This window comes from Vagococcus sp. JNUCC 83 (genome assembly GCF_053667615.1).
Window position 1 is genome coordinate 1,401,141 of the sequence record NZ_CM132204.1, and the last position, 18,594, is coordinate 1,419,734.

General features: G+C 34.6%; 14 protein-coding genes. All 14 read right to left on the reverse strand.

The window, feature by feature from the left end; translation table 11 throughout:
- Nucleotides 1–8: 8 nt before the first annotated feature.
- Nucleotides 9–1,556 (reverse strand): bifunctional phosphoribosylaminoimidazolecarboxamide formyltransferase/IMP cyclohydrolase, encoded by a 1,548-nt coding sequence (purH, locus tag JNUCC83_RS06805; RefSeq protein ID WP_454459304.1) that lies wholly within the window; start codon nt 1,554–1,556, stop codon nt 9–11.
- Nucleotides 1,549–2,127 carry a phosphoribosylglycinamide formyltransferase gene (gene purN, locus JNUCC83_RS06810; protein WP_454459305.1) on the reverse strand — a complete coding sequence of 193 codons (579 nt, stop codon included), beginning with the start codon at nt 2,125–2,127 and terminating at the stop codon, nt 1,549–1,551. The genes purH and purN overlap by 8 nt, the downstream gene beginning before the upstream one ends.
- Nucleotides 2,124–3,170, reverse strand: a complete 1,047-nt coding sequence (purM, locus tag JNUCC83_RS06815) for a phosphoribosylformylglycinamidine cyclo-ligase (RefSeq protein WP_454459306.1) — start codon at nt 3,168–3,170, stop codon at nt 2,124–2,126. Before purM ends, purN begins: the two co-directional genes overlap by 4 nt.
- A gap of 1 nt (nt 3,171) precedes the next feature.
- On the reverse strand, nt 3,172–4,590 hold the full coding sequence (purF, locus tag JNUCC83_RS06820) for an amidophosphoribosyltransferase (protein WP_454459307.1): 1,419 nt from the start codon (nt 4,588–4,590) through the stop codon (nt 3,172–3,174).
- The gene (gene purL / locus JNUCC83_RS06825; protein ID WP_454459308.1) at nt 4,575–6,797 is read right to left on the reverse strand and encodes a phosphoribosylformylglycinamidine synthase subunit PurL; all 2,223 of its coding nucleotides are present in this window, start codon (nt 6,795–6,797) and stop codon (nt 4,575–4,577) included. Before purL ends, purF begins: the two co-directional genes overlap by 16 nt.
- A 1-nt stretch (nt 6,798) precedes the next feature.
- Complete coding sequence (purQ, locus tag JNUCC83_RS06830; protein WP_454459309.1) at nt 6,799–7,479, reverse strand: phosphoribosylformylglycinamidine synthase subunit PurQ; 681 nt, start codon at nt 7,477–7,479, stop codon at nt 6,799–6,801.
- Between the two features lie 2 nt (nt 7,480–7,481).
- Nucleotides 7,482–7,733, reverse strand: a complete 252-nt coding sequence (gene purS / locus JNUCC83_RS06835) for a phosphoribosylformylglycinamidine synthase subunit PurS (RefSeq protein WP_454459310.1) — start codon at nt 7,731–7,733, stop codon at nt 7,482–7,484.
- A 2-nt stretch (nt 7,734–7,735) separates the two neighbouring features.
- The gene (purC, locus tag JNUCC83_RS06840) at nt 7,736–8,449 is read right to left on the reverse strand and encodes a phosphoribosylaminoimidazolesuccinocarboxamide synthase (RefSeq protein WP_454459311.1); all 714 of its coding nucleotides are present in this window, start codon (nt 8,447–8,449) and stop codon (nt 7,736–7,738) included.
- A 205-nt stretch (nt 8,450–8,654) separates the two neighbouring features.
- The gene (gene purB, locus JNUCC83_RS06845; RefSeq protein ID WP_454459312.1) at nt 8,655–9,953 is read right to left on the reverse strand and encodes an adenylosuccinate lyase; all 1,299 of its coding nucleotides are present in this window, start codon (nt 9,951–9,953) and stop codon (nt 8,655–8,657) included.
- A 14-nt stretch (nt 9,954–9,967) separates the two neighbouring features.
- On the reverse strand, nt 9,968–11,098 hold the full coding sequence (purK, locus tag JNUCC83_RS06850; RefSeq protein ID WP_454459313.1) for a 5-(carboxyamino)imidazole ribonucleotide synthase: 1,131 nt from the start codon (nt 11,096–11,098) through the stop codon (nt 9,968–9,970).
- Nucleotides 11,082–11,570: a 5-(carboxyamino)imidazole ribonucleotide mutase gene (gene purE / locus JNUCC83_RS06855; RefSeq protein ID WP_454461340.1), complete on the reverse strand. Its 489-nt coding sequence runs from the start codon at nt 11,568–11,570 to the stop codon at nt 11,082–11,084. The genes purK and purE overlap by 17 nt, the downstream gene beginning before the upstream one ends.
- Before the next feature lie 76 nt (nt 11,571–11,646).
- Nucleotides 11,647–13,047, reverse strand: a complete 1,401-nt coding sequence (locus JNUCC83_RS06860) for a gluconokinase (RefSeq protein WP_454459314.1) — start codon at nt 13,045–13,047, stop codon at nt 11,647–11,649.
- Between the two features lie 125 nt (nt 13,048–13,172).
- Entirely contained in the window at nt 13,173–16,166 is a 2,994-nt protein-coding gene (locus JNUCC83_RS06865; protein ID WP_454459315.1) for an ATP-binding protein, read from the reverse strand.
- A gap of 185 nt (nt 16,167–16,351) precedes the next feature.
- Nucleotides 16,352–18,376, reverse strand: coding sequence for a urocanate hydratase (gene hutU / locus JNUCC83_RS06870; protein ID WP_079347592.1), 2,025 nt, complete (start codon nt 18,374–18,376; stop codon nt 16,352–16,354).
- Between the last annotated feature and the right edge of the window lie 218 nt (nt 18,377–18,594).

Genomic DNA, 18,594 nt, shown 5'->3' on the forward strand with positions numbered 1-18,594 from the left:
TTCTCCTCTTAGTGTTTAAAGTGTCTTTTACCTGTTACTATCATCGCTATTCCATAGTCATTGGCAACATCTATTGACTCTTGATCCTTCACACTACCGCCTGGATGAATGATGGCTTTAATACCATGTTTCGCAGCATATTCGACACTGTCTGGCATTGGAAAAAAGGCATCACTTGCAAGAACAGCACCCTTAGCCAAATCTCCTGCCTGATCAACAGCTAATTTTACCGAACCAACACGATTCATTTGACCTGCTCCAATACCTAATGTGTGGTGATTATTTCCAACAACGATTGCATTACTCTTAACAGATTTTACAACTAACCACATTTTTTTCAGTGCATCTATTTCTTCTGCGGTAGGCAATGTTTTTGTGACAACACTCCATTGTGTTTCGTCATCAACAGATGTATCAGATTCTTGAATAAGCAATCCTCCAGATACACTGACTAATTCCCATTCTGGTTGATTTGGTGTTGTTGTATCTAGTTGAAGCAATCGTCTATTTTTCTTTTTCATTAATAACTCTAGGGCACCATCAGTAAAACTTGGTGCGATAATAATTTCTAAGAACAGATGGTTTAGAGTATCTGCTAAATCAGCATCAATTTCTCGGTTAAAAGCTAGGACTCCACCAAAAATAGAAATTGGATCACTTTCGTAGGCTAAACTATAAGCTTCATGAATCGTTTTTCCAAACCCAACACCACAAGGATTCATATGTTTTACAGCCACAACTGTCGGTTCACTATATTCTTTTACTAAATGAATCGCAGCATTAGCATCTTTAATATTGTTATAGGATAGTTCTTTACCATGAAGTTGTTTAGCTGTACCAATACCTGTTTCTGACTGGTTATCTGTTGATTGATAAAAATAGGCTTTTTGATGATTATTTTCACCATATCTTAAAGTATCTGCTTTATAATATTCCAATGATAATTTATCTGGTAAATCTGAGTTGTCTTTAGCACTATCATTCAAATAATTTGCTATCGCATTATCGTAACTAGAGGTTGTTGAAAAAACTTTTGCTGCCAAATATTGACGTGTTTTTAATGTTGTATCACCTGAGTCTTTGAGCTCTGATAGCACAACATCGTAGTCAAGGCTATCCACAATAACTGTCACACTTGCAAAATTTTTAGCAGCACTTCGCAACATACTTGGCCCACCAATATCAATTTGTTCAATTGCTTCATTTTGAGTCACATCTGGTTGAGCGATTGTTTCTTTAAAAGGATACAAATTAACACAAACTAAGTCGATCGTGTCAATCTGATGCTCTTTTAAGGTGTTCATATGTTCTGGATTGTCTCTTCTAGCTAATAATCCTCCATGGATCATTGGATGTAGAGTTTTTACTCGGCCATCTAACATTTCAGGAAAGTTTGTTATTTCTTCAACACTTAAACACTTAATTCCTGCTTGTTCTAATGCTTTTTTAGTTCCTCCTGTAGAGATAATATCGTACCCTAAGTTCACTAATTCTGTTGCGAAGTTTTCAACTCCTGTTTTATCATAAACACTAATCAATGCGTGCTTTTTAGACATGATCAAATTCCTCCAAGATAAATTGATTTAATATAGTTGGTAACACTCTATGCTCAAGTTGATGCATCTCTTCTTCAAGCTCTTCTAAAGTCATCTGACGATTAATCGGAATACTCTCCTGATAAATAATCGGGCCAGTATCAACCCCTTCATCCACTAGATGAATAGTTACACCCGTTTTTTCATCAGAACCCTCATAGGCTTCTTTGATGCTTTTATTCCCTGGATATTTCGGTAACAAAGAAGGATGTAGATTAATGATTCTTTTTTTATAATGATCTAACAACGTTGGTCCAATAATTTTCATATAACCAGCTAAAACAATTAGGTCGATTTTCTCATTAATTAACATCGTCAAAATAGCTGTTTCATACTCTTCTTTTGTTTGCTCGGGTAATTTTTCTATAACAAAATAAGGGATATCATACTTTTTTGCTCGCTCTATAACATAAGCCTGTTTTTTATCACAAAATAAACAAGCTAGTTCTCCTGAAATAAGTCCTTGTTGACTTGCTTTAACGATTGCTTCAAAGTTAGATCCATTACCTGAGGCAAAAACAGCAAATCTCATACTCTCTCTCCTTTAAAATGAACAGTACCAGTCTTTCCTAATCCCACTTGACCAATCGCATAAGCATGCTCACCGTTATCGTTGATGTAATCTAACACAGTTTGAACGTCTTCTTTATCAATTGCTAATACCATACCAATTCCCATGTTAAATGTACTAAACATATCTTTTTCACTAATATTTCCTAACTTTTGTAATACATTAAAGATTGGTAAAACGGGCCATGTTCCTTTTTCGATTGTGGCTGATATATTATCTGGTAACATTCTAGGAATATTTTCATAAAAGCCTCCACCCGTAATATGAGCAATGCCTTTGATTTTTTTCATCTTGATAAGAGGTAACACACTCTTTATATATAATTTAGTAGGTGTCAATAAAACGTCCTCTAATGTTTTTTCAGATAGCTCTTCTAATTTAGTATCTAAAGTGTAGTCATTATCTTTAAACAATATTTTTCTAACTAATGAAAAACCGTTTGAGTGAATTCCACTTGAAGCAATCCCTATTAAAACATCTCCTTCGGTAATAGTAGATGAATCAATTAACTCAGATTTTTCTGCTAGTCCTACTGCAAATCCTGCTAAATCATAATCATTTTCACCATACATATCAGGCATTTCTGCTGTTTCTCCACCAATTAAAGCCATCTTTGATTCCACACAGCCAGTTGCGACACCTTCAACTATTTTTTCAATTTTTTCTGGATACGTTTTTCCCGTTGCAATATAATCCAAAAAGAATAATGGTTCTGCTCCCTGTGCTAAAATATCATTGGCACACATTGCCACACAGTCAATCCCTATTGTGTCATGCTTATCAGCCTCGATAGCTAACATCAGTTTTGTTCCAACTCCATCTGTTCCAGAAACAAGCACAGGCTCTTTCACTGAATATTGACTTAAATCAAAACACCCACCAAAGCCACCTAATGCACTCATCATCCCTAAACGTTCTGTTCTTTTTGTATGAGCTTTAATTCTTTCTACTACTTCATATCCAGCTTCGACATTCACTCCTGATTTTTCGTATGCAGTTGACATATTAGCCCTCCTTGTTTTCTCTGTATTCATAATCATATAAAGGTGTTGGGTAGTCACCATTAAAATAAGCCATACATAAACCATTGTATGGTGCATCTAAATTTAGTCCAATCGACTCAATCAATCCATCTTCACTTAAAAATTCTAGTGAATCAGCTTCGATAATCTCGTGAATTTTTTCAGTCGAATAATTTGCAGCAATTAATTCTTCCTTAGTTTGGATATCTATACCATAAAAACATGGATAAGCTAATGGTGGAGAAGAAATACGAACGTGTACTTCTTTGGCACCAGCCTCTTTTAACAGGCGAACAATCCGTTTTGAAGTCGTTCCTCGGACAATCGAATCATCCACTAAAATAACACGTTTTCCTTCGACTACTCCACGAACAGCAGAGAGTTTAAGGCGCACACCTTCTTCTCTTAATTCTTGAGTTGGTTGAATAAAGGTTCTTGCTACATACTGATTTTTAACCAATCCCATTTCATATGGAATTGAGCTTTCTTCAGCATACCCACTAGCTGCTGATAATGAACTATTTGGAACACCAATAACCATATCAGCTTCTACAGGGTATTCTTGAGCTAATCTTTTTCCCATTCTTTTACGAGCAGAATGAACATTAATTCCTTTAATATTAGAATCAGGTCTCGCAAAATAGATATATTCCATTGAACAAATAGAATACATAGTATCCGTTGTAAAACGATGACTATGAAGACCTTTGTCATTAATTTCAATAATTTCTCCAGGTTCTACATCTCTTACAAAAGTCGCACCTATTGTGTCTAATGCACATGTTTCACTCGAAATCACATAAGCACCATTTGACAGTCTACCTATTGATAATGGCCTAAAAGCATTTGGATCAAGTGCTGCATACATAGCATCATCTGTTAATAAAAGATATGCAAAGCCACCTTTAACACTGTTTAGAGCTTCAGATAATTTATCTATAAAGGTATCCTTTGCACTACGACGAATTAAATGCATTAAGATTTCTGTATCAGAGTTCGAATGAAAAATTGCACCGTCTTTTTCCAACTCTTTTCTCAATGTTTTCGCATTAATCAAATTTCCATTATGAGCTAAGGCAATATCCCCATCATAAAAACGAAAAAGAAATGGTTGAATGTTTATAATATCCTCTTCTCCACTTGTACCATAACGAACGTGACCAATTGCTGATGTCCCTTTTAATTCACGTAACGTTTCTGGATTAGCGAACACCTCGTGTAGTAACCCCAAACCACGATGACCATGCAGGCGATTGTTTTCTAATGAAACAATCCCCGCTCCTTCTTGTCCTCTATGTTGCAAACTATGTAAACCATAATAAGTGATTTGACTTGCATCTTTATGATTCCAGACACCAAACACACCACATTCTTCATTTATTCCTTTTATTTCATGAGACATGGTATTGCTTCCTCCCATACTTTTTTGGCTTGACTGACTGGTAATTCAAATTCATTATCAGAGGTTTGAACTTGAATCATTCCACTAGATGTTACCTGTCCTAAATATGTTGCATCATCTTTTAACAATGTTTCAAATGCTTCTTTATTTTCAGGAGCAACACTGACAACAAACCGGCCAGATGTTTCAGAGAACAATAAACTGCTTGCTAAATCTGTCTTAATGTCAATGCCCAATTCGTTACCAAAAGTGGATTCAATAAGACTAATTAATAACCCACCTTCAGCACAATCATGAGCACTAGATACATAACCAGATTGGATGGCATTAAGCAGTTTCGATTGGATAATGACCTCATCTTCTAAGTTTACAGGTGATAATACACCTGAAATAGAGCCTGTCATTAATTTTTGAATTTCACTACCTGAAAAATCGTCATTTGTTTCACCTAAGACATAAATCAAATCATTTTCTTTTTTAAAATCTTGTGTTGTCACATGAGATAACTCCTCAACCACCCCTACCATTCCAATCATTGGTGTAGGATAAATTGATTGATTATTTGTCTCATTATAAAGTGACACATTTCCAGAAATAACTGGTGTGTCAAATGCTTCACATGCTTGAGAAATTCCTCGTGCTGCTTGATCTAATTCATAGAATCCTTCTGGTTTTTCTGGAGAACCAAAATTTAAACAGTCTGTAATAGCTAGTGGTCTTGCTCCACTTGCAACAATATTTCTAGCGGCTTCACTCACTGCCATTTTTCCACCCTCTTTAGGGTTTAGATATAAATATCTGGCATTGCAATCGGTTGTCATGGCAAGAGCTTTGTTTGTGCCTCTTACACGCAATACTGCAGCATCACTACCAGGTCCAATCACTGTATTAGTACGAACTTGCGAATCATAAGTTTCATACAATGATTTTTTAGATGCAATGGTTGGTTGAGCTAATAAATCCAACGTTACTTTTTTTAAATCTGTTATGTTAGGTATGAAGGTTTCTTCTTTTTCAAATTGAATCATACGTTTTGGTTTTTCTTGCTCATTATGATAAACTGGTGCATCTTCAGCTAAAGAATCTACAGGAATATCTGCTACTTTTTCTCCTTGGAAAAATAGTTTGTAGCGTTTATCATTTGTCACATGACCAATCGTCACAGCATCTAAGCCATAAGATTCAAATAAATCGATGACTTGTTTTTCTTTTCCTTTTTTAATACACAGTAACATTCTTTCTTGTGACTCAGATAACATCATCTCATAAGGTGTCATCTCTGTTTCACGTTGGGGAACATCATCTAAATATAGTTCCAAACCAGATCCAGCTTTTGAAGCCATTTCAGAACTTGATGACACTAATCCAGCTGCTCCCATGTCTTGAATTCCAACTAAACAATCTGAGTGATTTAAAATCAAATCAAGACATGCTTCCATTAATCCTTTTTCCATAAATGGGTCACCAACTTGTACAGCTGAGCGTTGTTGTTCCTCACCTTCAACAAACTCTACTGACGCAAATGTTGCGCCATGAATCCCATCACGTCCTGTTTTTGCACCAACATACATAATCGGATTGCCAACGCCTTTTGCTTGTCCTTTTTGAATATCTTCATGCTTAATCAAACCCACACACATGGCATTAACTAAGGGATTTCCCTCATAACACGCATCAAAGGCAACTTCTCCACCAACTGTAGGGATACCAATACTATTACCGTACCCACCAATACCGGCTACGACTTTTTCTATCAAATATTTCGTTCTATTTGTTTCTATTTCTCCAAAACGTAAAGAATTAAGCATGGCAATCGGTCTAGCACCCATACTAAAAATATCTCGAATGATTCCGCCAACACCTGTTGCTGCTCCTTCATAAGGTTCAACAGCTGATGGGTGATTATGACTTTCAGCTTTAAATACAACAGCTAATCCATCACCTATATCAACAATACCTGCTCCCTCACCCGGACCTTGTAGTACATGCTGATTTGATGTTGGAAAGTGTTTTAATACTGGTTTACTATTTTTATAAGAACAGTGTTCACTCCACATTACTGCAAATAAACCAGTTTCGGTGTAATTAGGTAAACGTCCTAATATTGAATCTGCGATATATTTATACTCAGAGTCTTTTAATCCCCACTCTTGATAAATTTTCGAGTCTCTTACTTCTTCTGGTGTCATTGTTTGTGTTTTTACCATGTTATGCTGTCACCTTTCTTAAATGATTTACGATTGATTGAAATAATTTTTTTCCGTCTGAGCTTCCTAGTAAGTCTTCCATCGCACGTTCAGGATGCGGCATTAATCCTATCACGTTCCCTTCTTTATTCGTAATACCAGCAATGTCTTCAAGACTACCATTGGGATTTGTTCCTTTATAAGTAAAAATAATTTGATTATTTGCTTTTAATTCTTTTAATGTGTCGTCATCACAATAATAATTTCCCTCTCCATGAGCAATTGGTAAAGTGATAACTTCATTTTCTTGATAGCTATTGCTAAACATCGTTTGGTTGTTTACAACAGTTAAGTCCTGCATCCCACAAATAAATTTCAATGATGTATTATTTAATAAAACACCTGGTAAAAGCCCTGTTTCTGTTAATATTTGGAACCCGTTACATGTACCAAATACAGGCTTACCTTCCTTAGCAAATTCTTTTACAGCCTCCATAACTGGGCTCGACTTAGCAATCGCACCACATCGTAAATAATCACCATAAGAAAATCCACCTGGCAATAAAATAACATCATAACCAGATAAGTCTGTTTCTCTGTGCGACACATATTCTGCTTCTTCACCTATCACGTCTTCAATCGCTAGTAATAAATCTTGATCTCCATTTGACCCTGGAAACACGACAACACCAAATTTAGTCATGGCTAATTTACCTCCGTAATCGTAAAATCATACATCTCCATATTTGGATTAGCTAACAACTGGTCACTAATTTTTTCTACTTTTTCTCTAGCTTCTTCCGCATGACTTGCTTTAATTAAGAAGTCAAATACTTTTCCAACTTTAATATCAGATACACCATCTTCACCTAAACGTTTAATCGCTCCTTCGATAACTGCCGCCTGTGGGTCTAAAATCGATGCCTTATAATTTACATATACTCTTACTTTAAACATGATTAGTTTCCTCTTCTTTCTTTTAATCGTTTTTCTACTTCTTTATATACACTCACCAAATCACCTGTATCTTTACGATAAACATCTTTATCTAGAGATACTCCTGTAGTTTTATCCCATAAACGACACGTATCTGGCGTTACTTCGTCGGCTAGAATAATATGTCCCTCATTGTCACGTCCAAACTCTAATTTAAAATCTACTAACGTTAAATTAATGGATGAAAATAACTCTTTTAATGCCTGATCAATTTTTAACGCTCGGTCTTTAATAAAAGCGACATCTTCTATTGATGCAATGTTTAAATAATCAATATGATCTTCATTCATAAAAGGATCATCTAGTGCATCATCTTTATAATAAAATTCTAAAATCGGCTTTGGTAATACTAATCCCTCTTCTACACCAAAACGTTTGGCAAAACTTCCTGCTGAAATATTTCGCACAACGACCTCTAATGGAATAATATCAACTGCTTTGACTAATTGCTCGGTCTCACTTAGCTGTTTAATCCAATGATGCTCAATTCCTTTAGACGATAAAAACTTGAAAACTTCTGAAGTTATTTGGTTATTTAACTGTCCTTTTCCAGTAATTTCGTCTTTTTTCTTACCATTCAATGCCGTTGCCTGATCTAGATAAACAAGTCTTAACTCATCTTTTTTTTTGGTAGAATGTACGCTTTTAGCCTTACCTAAATATAAAACTTCTGACATTTTTCGTTTCTTCCTTTCATATTCGTGAACATTTAAAAATAAACAGACAATATTATTCATTTAACAAGTATATAGTAACAAGAGTTTTTTTGAACGTCAATTATTTATTAACGATTTATCTAACTAATCATTTTATCGTTCGCTTTTTTATGTTATTTATTATAAATAAAAGCTCGCGAAACTAAATTTCGCGAGCTTTTACTTATTATTTTTCTAATCCTACTCTATCAAACAAATCATTTACATGTTTCAAATGGTAGTTATAATCAAACGCATCATCTAATTCTTCTTTAGATAAAACAGACATGATTTTTTCATCAGCTTCTAGTAACGGCCTAAAATCAGTTTGTTCGTCCCATGAAACAGCTGTTTTAGGTTGAACTAAATCATATGCTTCTTCACGAGACATCCCTTTATCAATTAATTTTAATAAAACTCTTTGACTGTATATTAATCCAAACGTCGCATTCATATTGCGTTTCATGTTTTCAGGGAAAACAGTTAGATTTTTAACAATATTAGTAAAACGTTGTAGCATATAATCAAGTAAAATCGTTGAATCTGGGATAATAATACGCTCAGCAGATGAGTGAGAAATATCTCTTTCATGCCATAAAGACACATTTTCATACGCTGTGACTACATGCCCACGCAAGACACGAGCTAAACCAGTCATATTTTCTGATCCAATTGGATTCCGTTTATGTGGCATTGCTGATGAGCCTTTTTGCCCCTTTGCAAAAAATTCTTCTACTTCACGTGTTTCTGATTTTTGCAATCCTCTAATTTCTGTCGCAAATTTTTCAATACTCGTACCAATCAATGCAATGGTTGCTATATACTCAGCATGTAAATCACGAGGTAACACTTGGGTCGAAATTTCTTGAGGTCTAATCCCTAATTTTTCACAAACAAATGCTTCGACTTCAGGTGGCGTATTAGCAAATGTTCCGACTGCCCCACTGATTTTTCCAGCTTCAACACCTTTAGCTGCATGATCAAAACGTTTAATATTTCTCTTCATTTCAGAATACCATAGAGCCAGTTTGAGACCAAACGTCGTTGGTTCAGCGTGGACTCCATGAGTTCGTCCCATCATAACAGTGTATTTGTGTTCCAACGCTTTTTCTTTTATGACATCTAAAAAGTCAGCTAAATCTTTGCGTAAAATATCATTAGCTTGTTTCATTAAATACCCATAAGCTGTGTCGACAACATCAGTACTTGTTAAACCATAGTGCACCCATTTTCTTTCTTGTCCTAAACTTTCAGAAACAGCACGTGTAAATGCCACAACATCATGACGTGTTTCTTGCTCTATTTCTAGAATACGGTCAATGTCGAATGTCGCATTTTCTCTTATTAATACGGTATCCTCTTTTGGAATTTCTCCTAAACTAGCCCATGCCTCAGCTGCTAATATTTCAACCTCTAGCCAGGCTGCATAACGGTTGTCATCTGACCAAATATTTCCCATTTCTTTACGAGTATAACGTTCTATCATTGCTTTTTCCTTTCTTATTGCCAAATATTTTGAGTTTCAATCTCTTTTAGTGTGTCTGAAATACTATTTGATAATATCGTAATGTGACCCATTTTTCTACCTGGTTTTTCAACTTTTTTTCCATAAAAATGAAAATTCCAATTATTTTTTTCAGTCACGACTTGTTTTGCTTTTGTTTGTTCTTCACCAATAAGATTAACCATGATAGCTGGTGAGAATAAATCAATGTCAGGCATTGCCCACTGACAGATTCCTAAGATGTGCGTATCAAATTGACTAGTTGAGCATGCTTCAATCGTATAATGTCCAGAGTTATGTGGCCTTGGCGCAATTTCATTAACAATAATCTCTTCATCTTTTGTGACAAACATTTCAATAGCTATCGTCCCACATGCATTTAGTTCATGACTAATCGATTTTGCGAGTCGTATGGCTTCTTCTTGGCACTCAATGCTTATTCTGGCTGGAGCGATGCTTGTAAATAAAATATTATTCAAATGATGGTTTTCAGCAACCGGAAACACGCTCACTTCATTATTAAGATTGTTTGACACAATCACTGAAATTTCCTTTTCAAATGGTACCCACTTTTCTAGTATACAAGTACTTTGGTTTAAAAGTTCTACACACGTTTCAATGTCTTCTTTTGAATGCAATACAATTTGTCCTTTTCCATCATACCCACCGACAATGGTTTTTAACACACAAGGTACACCTAACTCTGACACAGACTCTTCTAATTGATTGATTGAAGATACTACTTTAAACGGTGATACTGGAATAGCATGTTTCACTAAAAATTCTTTTTCCAACTGACGATTTTGTGAAATTCTAAGAAGTTTCAACCCTTGAGGTAACTTACCTATTTTCTCAAATGGTATCAATACATCAGCATTAACATTTTCAAATTCATACGTCAATAAATCTGAGCGCTCAGCTAACTCATTAATTGCCTCGACATCATCATAATCAGCCAATATATGCCAATCAGAAACCTGTGCTGCTGGACAATTACTATTTGGATCAAGCACACCAACTTCAAATCCTTTTTCTTTTGCACTAAGCGCCATCATTTGCCCTAATTGTCCTCCACCAATAATACCGATTGTTTGCGGAGGTAGAATGGTCTTATTCAAAAGAGTCACCACTTTCTAATACTTTTTCTTTTAATGATGCACGATAATCATGAAGTTTTTCTCTTATTTTTTCATCATTAATACCAAGTATTTGTACTGCCAATAGTCCTGCATTTTTTGCTCCTGGTTTTCCAATAGCCGTTGTAGCAACCGGAATTCCACCTGGCATTTGAACAATAGATAGTAAAGAATCCATTCCTTTTAAACTTTTTGATTCTACAGGAACCCCTATAACTGGTAATGTGGTTAATGCAGCTACCATGCCTGGCAAGTGAGCTGCTCCTCCTGCCCCTGCAATAATCACTTTATAACCTTTTTCTTCTGATTCTTTTGAAAAAACGAACATTAAATCGGGCGTTCGATGTGCCGAAACAATCTTTTTATCATAAGAAACATTAAATTTATCTAGAATATCACAGGCCTCTTTCATTGTTTCCCAGTCTGACATACTCCCCATAATTACAGCTATATCACTCATGATTACTCTCCAATCTATCTTTTTTTTCATTGTAACAAGTGATAAAAACTCTGTCAAAAATATACGTAAATTTAATCAATTATTTGTTTTTAATGTTCGTTTCTAACTCTTTTTTAAAGCTATTATAACTTTTATTATAAAGATAATGATTTTCTTCAGTGTAAAATGTTCGACGATGATCTGATAATAAATATGTTTTAACAGGATTGATTAAATTAATTGCCCCAAAATTTGGTTCATTGTAAATGGATTGAACCACATTTTGACCAAAAATATCCGCAGCCATCATAGTCAATAATTCATTAGAGAAAAATCCCCCATTGATTGTTATCTCTCTAGGCTCTAACTCAACCAGCTCACTAATATAGCGTAAATTATAAAAAATCCCTTCAATCACGCTACGAACCATGTGATGTTTTGTGTGCTCTAAACTTAAGCCTATAAACTGCCCTTGTGGTGTTGATTGCCAAATTGGCGCCCTTTCTCCAGCTAAGTATGGGAAAAATAGCAAGCCATCACTTCCAATAGGTGATAAATTAAGCGAACCGTTTAATTCTTGATAAATAGATTGTCCTTCAAAGAAGATAGACTCTGCCCATGTCATAATTTGACCACCATTGTTTGTCGCTCCACCGATGACCCAATAGGTATCATTTAAGTAATAACAAAATGTTTGTCCAGAGTCATCTAACTCAATGGTTTTTGATAGTTTTCGAACAGCCCCACTCGTTCCAATAGTTATAGTATTTAGCGTTCCATTAGCCACGTAGCTTGCGTAACTTGCCAGACAGCCATCACTTGCTCCTATGTACACAGGAATATTAGGTGTCAAGAACATGTCATCAGCAACAGTCTCTAACAATGGCGCATAGTAGCCTGTATCAACTAACTTAGCTAATAATGACTCATTAATCGCTAAGTTTTCCAGTATATCTTTGTCCCATGTTTTATCATGGATATTAAATAAACCAGTTGCTGAGGCGATAGAATAATCAACAACGAAATTACCCGTTAATTTCTCCATTAAGTAGTCTTTCATCCCAACCCAACGAATGACATCTTTAAACCATTTTTCTTTTTTAAAATGCCCAATTTTGGCAAATGGTGACATCTCATGAATAGGTGTTCCCGTTTTCCTATAATATTTCAGATAATCTTTCTCAGTTTTTATGTCATCAACAAACGGCTTACTTTGTGCATCAAGCCAAATATACATCTCTTCGTCTTTTCCCTCAACAACAGGCATAATACTATGCATAGCTGTTGTTAAAACCACGGAATCAATATTATACCCTTCTTGCGTTAATGTTCTAATCCCTCGAACGATTTGACGATAGATTTGTCCTGGACTTTGAAACACTTTATTTCCTCGATTAGTAAATGTCTCTATTGGTAAATTGAGTTGCTCGATAATAGTGTCTTTTTCAAAAATTTGTAATTTTATATTGGTCGTACCAACATCGATAGCTAAAGGATACATGTGATATCCACCCTTCTTTTTCTTTATATCATCATTTTAACATCAAATTGATGTTGACACTAAATTTCTTGGAGCATCTCAACAAAAAAATTCGAGTGTCTTTAAACAGAGACTCGAATTTTTTATTAGATGATTTTTAATTGATCTAATTCATAGGCGTCTTGGTAGTCATTTAAGTACTTATATATACCTTCTTTTTCTAACACATTGTCAATATCATCATTATGATACACATGATAATTAATGTATTTAGCGTACTCAACCATGCCAATATCTCGACAATTACCCATACGTTTTGCATGTTTACTGGCTTGTGAGAGATAAAACTGAGATTTTTGTGAATGCTTTTTGTGGGCATACAAAATAGATAAATACGCATCAAGTTTTGCTCGTTTCCAATAGAAATTTAAACTAGAAAAAATTTCTTCTGCTTTTAAAAAGTAAATTTCTGCTTCATTTATGTTTCCTAGAGCAAATAAAGCAACCCCTACATTAATATAAAAAATGGTTAAACTTGAAAGAGCTTGGTTACTTTGACATAAGTCTATCGCTTTTTCAAACATCAAAACGGCATCCTGATATTCGCCATCATTTAGTTTAATTTCACCTAAATAGTTGTAGGCTGCAGCAATACTAACCGAATATTTTTTACTGATTTCTTCTGTTAACATAAATGTATTAATAGACTCTTTTAAGAGCTTTTCAGCGATTGTATTATTTCCACTCATCATATGATATAGCCCTTTTAATCGCAGTAGAATACCAATTGATTGATGATTATTTTCCTTAATAGATAAATCTAGTGCTAATTCAATATAATAAATCATCTCTTTTGGCTCATTGATTTGGATATAATAATAAATCATTTGTTTATACCCATTTAACAAATAAGCATGATCGTTGGACTCTTTCGCACGAAGTAACACACTTTGAATATTTGCCACACCACGCTCGTATTCACCATACTTAATTAAAAAACGGCCCTCAAGGTACAAGTACTGTAATTGGAGTAAATGATATAATTCTGTCTGTTTCTCATCATCATTTAACTGGAGTAACCGCTGATTTATTTTTTCAAATTGTTCACTCGCCCAGTCTTTATTAAAGCTAAATGGATCAATCCCGTATTGTCCTTCTACTGGAAACAGTTCATGATAAAATCCGAGGTAGCCTTCAAAATATTTCAAACGATACTTAAGCCCTTTTAACTCGTCTTTTCCATGTTTATAATGATAAGCAATCGTATCATACTGGAGAATATCGTTGCCACCGGGTTTTAACTGTGTTTCTAAAAATTCGGCTATTTTATGATGCAAAACCCGTTTTTTAGCAAGAGACTGATTCATGTAAACAAATTCACGTAATTTTACATGTGTAAAACTTGTTGCGATTTTATCTCCCACGGCTTTTTCCACAAGAATATTTTTTGATACTAAATTTTCTATCATCGCCACAATATCATAACTTGACTTATTTATTAAAAATACTAAGCTATCGATCAATGCATAATCGTAAAAATAAGAGATGATAGACACTAACTCTTGTTCTTCTTCCGTTAAATATAAAAAACGATTGCGTAAGGCATCTTTCATCTTAACTGTCATCGTATTTAAATTAGTATTGCTATTTAAAAGAGAGACGTATTCAATTAGGAAAAATAAGTTGCCTTCTGTATGTTGGTAAACATTATCAACAATCGTTGTCGTCACCTCAAACTGAGGGAGTTTTTTTCTAATAAATCCATCAGTTTCCTCATAAGAAAATGGCTCTAAATTAATCACCGATAATTTGCCACTTTGTTTCAATGTATTAATAAACTTATCTAGCGGATAACGTTCAACTGATCTTGCTGATATTAAAAACATCGCATTAGTGTGACAATGTAGCATGACTGTCGTCAATAACTCTAAACTAGATTCATCCATCCACTGAATGTCATCAAATAAAAAAATTAGTTGCTGTTGCTGCGATAATTTATTAATTGCTTCAATCATCAAATCTGAGAGCATCTTTTCTTTGTAAGGTTCTGTTTCACCATGAGAAATCACATCCAAAAAAGGTTGTGTAAAATTTGGAAACACTTTTCGTATCACCTTTTGCCAAACTTCAGGATCAATGACATCTTGTTCTTCAATGACATCACTTAGTTGATCAATTATTTTTTTCCATGGACGTAACAAATGCTTTTCTTCTGCTTGGTAACACTGTGTTTCAATAATTTTAAAATCAGACGAGACACTATCAATCGCTCGGTTAATTAATGCACTTTTTCCAATGCCTGCTTCACCTCGAACAACAAATGACTGATAAGGTTGACCACTCTTAAATGCCGCAAAATTGACAGAGAGCTGCTGCAACTCTTCAGAACGACCATAAAATAATGAAGAAAAACGCTGATTTTGCGTTGTATTTTCTGAAACAATCCTATCAAGAGAGACCTCATAGATTGATTTTGTTTGTTTATTAGGTGTCACACCAAGCTCAGACTTTAATAAATTTGATAATTTATGATACACATCAACAACTTTATTATCTCGACCTTGTTGTTGATAAAAGGTCATCAAATACTGATAATTTATTTCATTAAATTCATCAATAAACATCAGTTGTTCAATGGCTTCTTCCACATGCTCATTAACTCCCTCTGCAATATCCTTTTCGATACGACGATGGACAGTTTCAACAAACTTTTTTTCAAAAAAGCTTTTCATTCGAACAACCCAAAAATCAAATCCTTCACAATCTTTTAAATAAAATCCTTTTAGAAATTCACCTTTATATAAATAATAATACGTTTCAGGATCTTGAGTAAATTGTTCCACATCACTTGTTAGATTAATCGAATCATTCAACATTAATAGTGATTTATTAGGTGAAATAATTAATTCCATATCTAGACTTTTATTGGCTTGATAAATAGCATTTCTCAAGTTTTTCTTAGCATTTTTATCACTTTTATCTGGCCAAAGTAACCCTGACAACTCATCTCGGCTAACTGTTTTATTGATTAATAAATAGTAAAGCATGGCATTAATTTTCGAAAAAGAAAATAACACAATTTCTCCATTTAGACTCACTTCAGGTGTCCCAAACAACTGACAATTTAAATAGCTTCCCATACGTTTAAACTCTCCCCACTTTTACCAATCATTACTTACTAATACACATATACCCTTCCACTGTAATTATACTATTTCACTGTCATAAAAGAAATCGTTTTCTAGTAAATCATTAGAACAAAAAACCCTCTCACAGAATTTTGTAAGAGGGTTTAGAGATTTGGATAGGAAGTCCACTCTAATCGTTATTTAAATAATTCACTGACTGCTGATTTTACTTTCGCTTCATCAGCTAAATATGGAATGGTAATATGATCTGATCCTTTTCTCATTTCATTGTATTCCATTGATGTTTCAATCGCATGGTCATTTCTTGCCCAACTACGACGAGCAACGCCACCCATAGTGTCCCATGCAATCGCAGATTTGATGATTTCGTCTGTTAATTCAGTTCCATCTAATACTAAACCAAATCCACCATTAATAGATTTACCAATACCAACGCCACCACCGTTATGTAAAGCGATTAAACTCATACCACGAGCAGCATTTCCTGCATAACATTGTGTTGCCATGTCAGCCGTTACATTACTTCCGTCTTTAATATTTGATGTTTCACGGAATGGTGAGTCTGTTCCAGATACGTCATGATGGTCACGACCAATCATCACAGGGCCAATTTCCCCACGGCGAACCATTTCGTTAAATTTAAGTGCAATATTCACTCGGCCCATTGCATCTTGATATAATATACGAGCTTCTGTTCCAACAACTAATTTGTTATCTTCAGCATCACGAATCCAGTTGTAGTTATCACGGTCTTGATAACGACGAGTTGGATCGATTACTTCCATAGCTGCTCTATCTGTTGCCATTAAGTCTTCATGTTTACGTGATAAACATACCCATCTAAATGGACCATAACCATAATCAAATAACATAGGTCCCATAATGTCTTCTACGTATGATGGCCAGATAAATCCATCTTTATCATCCACACCATTTTTAGAAATTTCTTTAATTCCTGTATCATAGATAGCTTTCATAAATGAGTTACCATAGTCAAAGAAATAAGTACCTTTGCTTGTTAATGATTTAATCACGTTAAAGTGACGAGCCAACGTGTCATCAATCATTTTTCTAAATGTTTCTTGATCTTCAGCAAGTAAACGAGTTCTTTCTTCAAATGTAATACCTACTGGACAATAGCCACCTTCATATACGTTATGACAAGATGTTTGATCTGATAATAAATCAACATGAATATCATGTTTGTCAACATATTCAAGTAAGTCAACAATATTACCATGATACGCAATAGATGTTGAATCTTTGTTATCTAAATATTCTTTAGCTAATGTCATTGTTTCTTCTGGTGTTTCAGTCACATGACTAATCCATCCTTGTTCTAAACGAGTATCGATACGAGAACGGTCAACTTCCGCCACAATTGTCACTGATTTAGCAATCTCACCAGCTTTACCTTGAGCCCCACTCATACCACCTAGACCTGATGTTATGAATAGTTTTCCAGTTAAATCTCCATCATCTGGAATTCCTAATTTCAAACGACCGGCATTTAATAATGTATTAAATGTTCCGTGTACAATCCCTTGAGGACCAATGTACATCCATCCTCCAGCAGTCATTTGTCCGTAGTTTGTGACACCCATTTGTTCTGCGATTTCCCAGTCGTGAATATTGTCATATTCCCCAACAAGTAAACCATTTGTGATGATGACTCTTGGAGCATCTTTTTTAGAAGCAAATAATCCTAATGGGTGACCTGATTCAAGAACCAATGTTTGTTCGTCAGTCATCTCTTCTAAGTAACGTTTAATTAATTGATACTGCATCCAGTTTGAACAGACTTGGCCTGTTTCACCATAAGTCACTAATTCATAAGGATATAGCGCAATGTCAAAGTCTAAGTTATTATCAATCATCACTTGCATTGCTTTAGCTGCGGTACATTTTCCTTTATACTCATCTATTGGTTTACCATAGATGCGTTCTTTTGGATACCAACGATAGCCATAAATACGACCTCTTGTTTTTAATTCTTCTAAGAATTCTGGAATCACTTGATCATGAAATTGTTCTGGTACATAACGAAGTGCATTTTTTAATGCTAATTCAGTTTGTGCTTCAGTTAAACGGAATCCTCTGTCTGGGGCACGACGAATGCCTTCTTCAAATTTCGGCATATCTGGTAACACATCTGGTAATTTAATCGTCATCGCTTTACTAATATCAGTATTTTTAATCATTTTACTTCCTCCTTAGTTTATCTTGAGTTACTTATCTCTTTTCCTGTAGACATAAGTGAATGAATCATTAAGTTATGACCTTAGTTTATCCTCCTATAGTCTATTATGGGTCAATTCACAGCAAAAAGTCTCTTTTTTTCTCTTTTTTTGTAAAAAAATTTTTTTGACCCTTTTTAGATGATACAAGACTACATTATATTCATTAAATGGTTATAATT

Excerpts from the sequence above, each read along its gene's own strand:
- purH (WP_454459304.1), bottom strand. The coding sequence starts at position 1,556 with ATGTCTAAAAAGCACGCATTGATTAGTGTTTATGATAAAACAGGAGTT.
- purN (WP_454459305.1), bottom strand. The coding sequence starts at position 2,127 with ATGAGATTTGCTGTTTTTGCCTCAGGTAATGGATCTAACTTTGAAGCA.
- purM (WP_454459306.1), bottom strand. The coding sequence starts at position 3,170 with ATGTCAACTGCATACGAAAAATCAGGAGTGAATGTCGAAGCTGGATAT.
- purF (WP_454459307.1), bottom strand. The coding sequence starts at position 4,590 with ATGTCTCATGAAATAAAAGGAATAAATGAAGAATGTGGTGTGTTTGGT.
- purL (WP_454459308.1), bottom strand. The coding sequence starts at position 6,797 with ATGGTAAAAACACAAACAATGACACCAGAAGAAGTAAGAGACTCGAAA.
- purQ (WP_454459309.1), bottom strand. The coding sequence starts at position 7,479 with ATGACTAAATTTGGTGTTGTCGTGTTTCCAGGGTCAAATGGAGATCAA.
- purS (WP_454459310.1), bottom strand. The coding sequence starts at position 7,733 with ATGTTTAAAGTAAGAGTATATGTAAATTATAAGGCATCGATTTTAGAC.
- purC (WP_454459311.1), bottom strand. The coding sequence starts at position 8,449 with ATGTCAGAAGTTTTATATTTAGGTAAGGCTAAAAGCGTACATTCTACC.
- purB (WP_454459312.1), bottom strand. The coding sequence starts at position 9,953 with ATGATAGAACGTTATACTCGTAAAGAAATGGGAAATATTTGGTCAGAT.
- JNUCC83_RS06860 (WP_454459314.1), bottom strand. The coding sequence starts at position 13,047 with ATGTATCCTTTAGCTATCGATGTTGGTACGACCAATATAAAATTACAA.
- JNUCC83_RS06865 (WP_454459315.1), bottom strand. The coding sequence starts at position 16,166 with ATGGGAAGCTATTTAAATTGTCAGTTGTTTGGGACACCTGAAGTGAGT.
- hutU (WP_079347592.1), bottom strand. The coding sequence starts at position 18,376 with ATGATTAAAAATACTGATATTAGTAAAGCGATGACGATTAAATTACCA.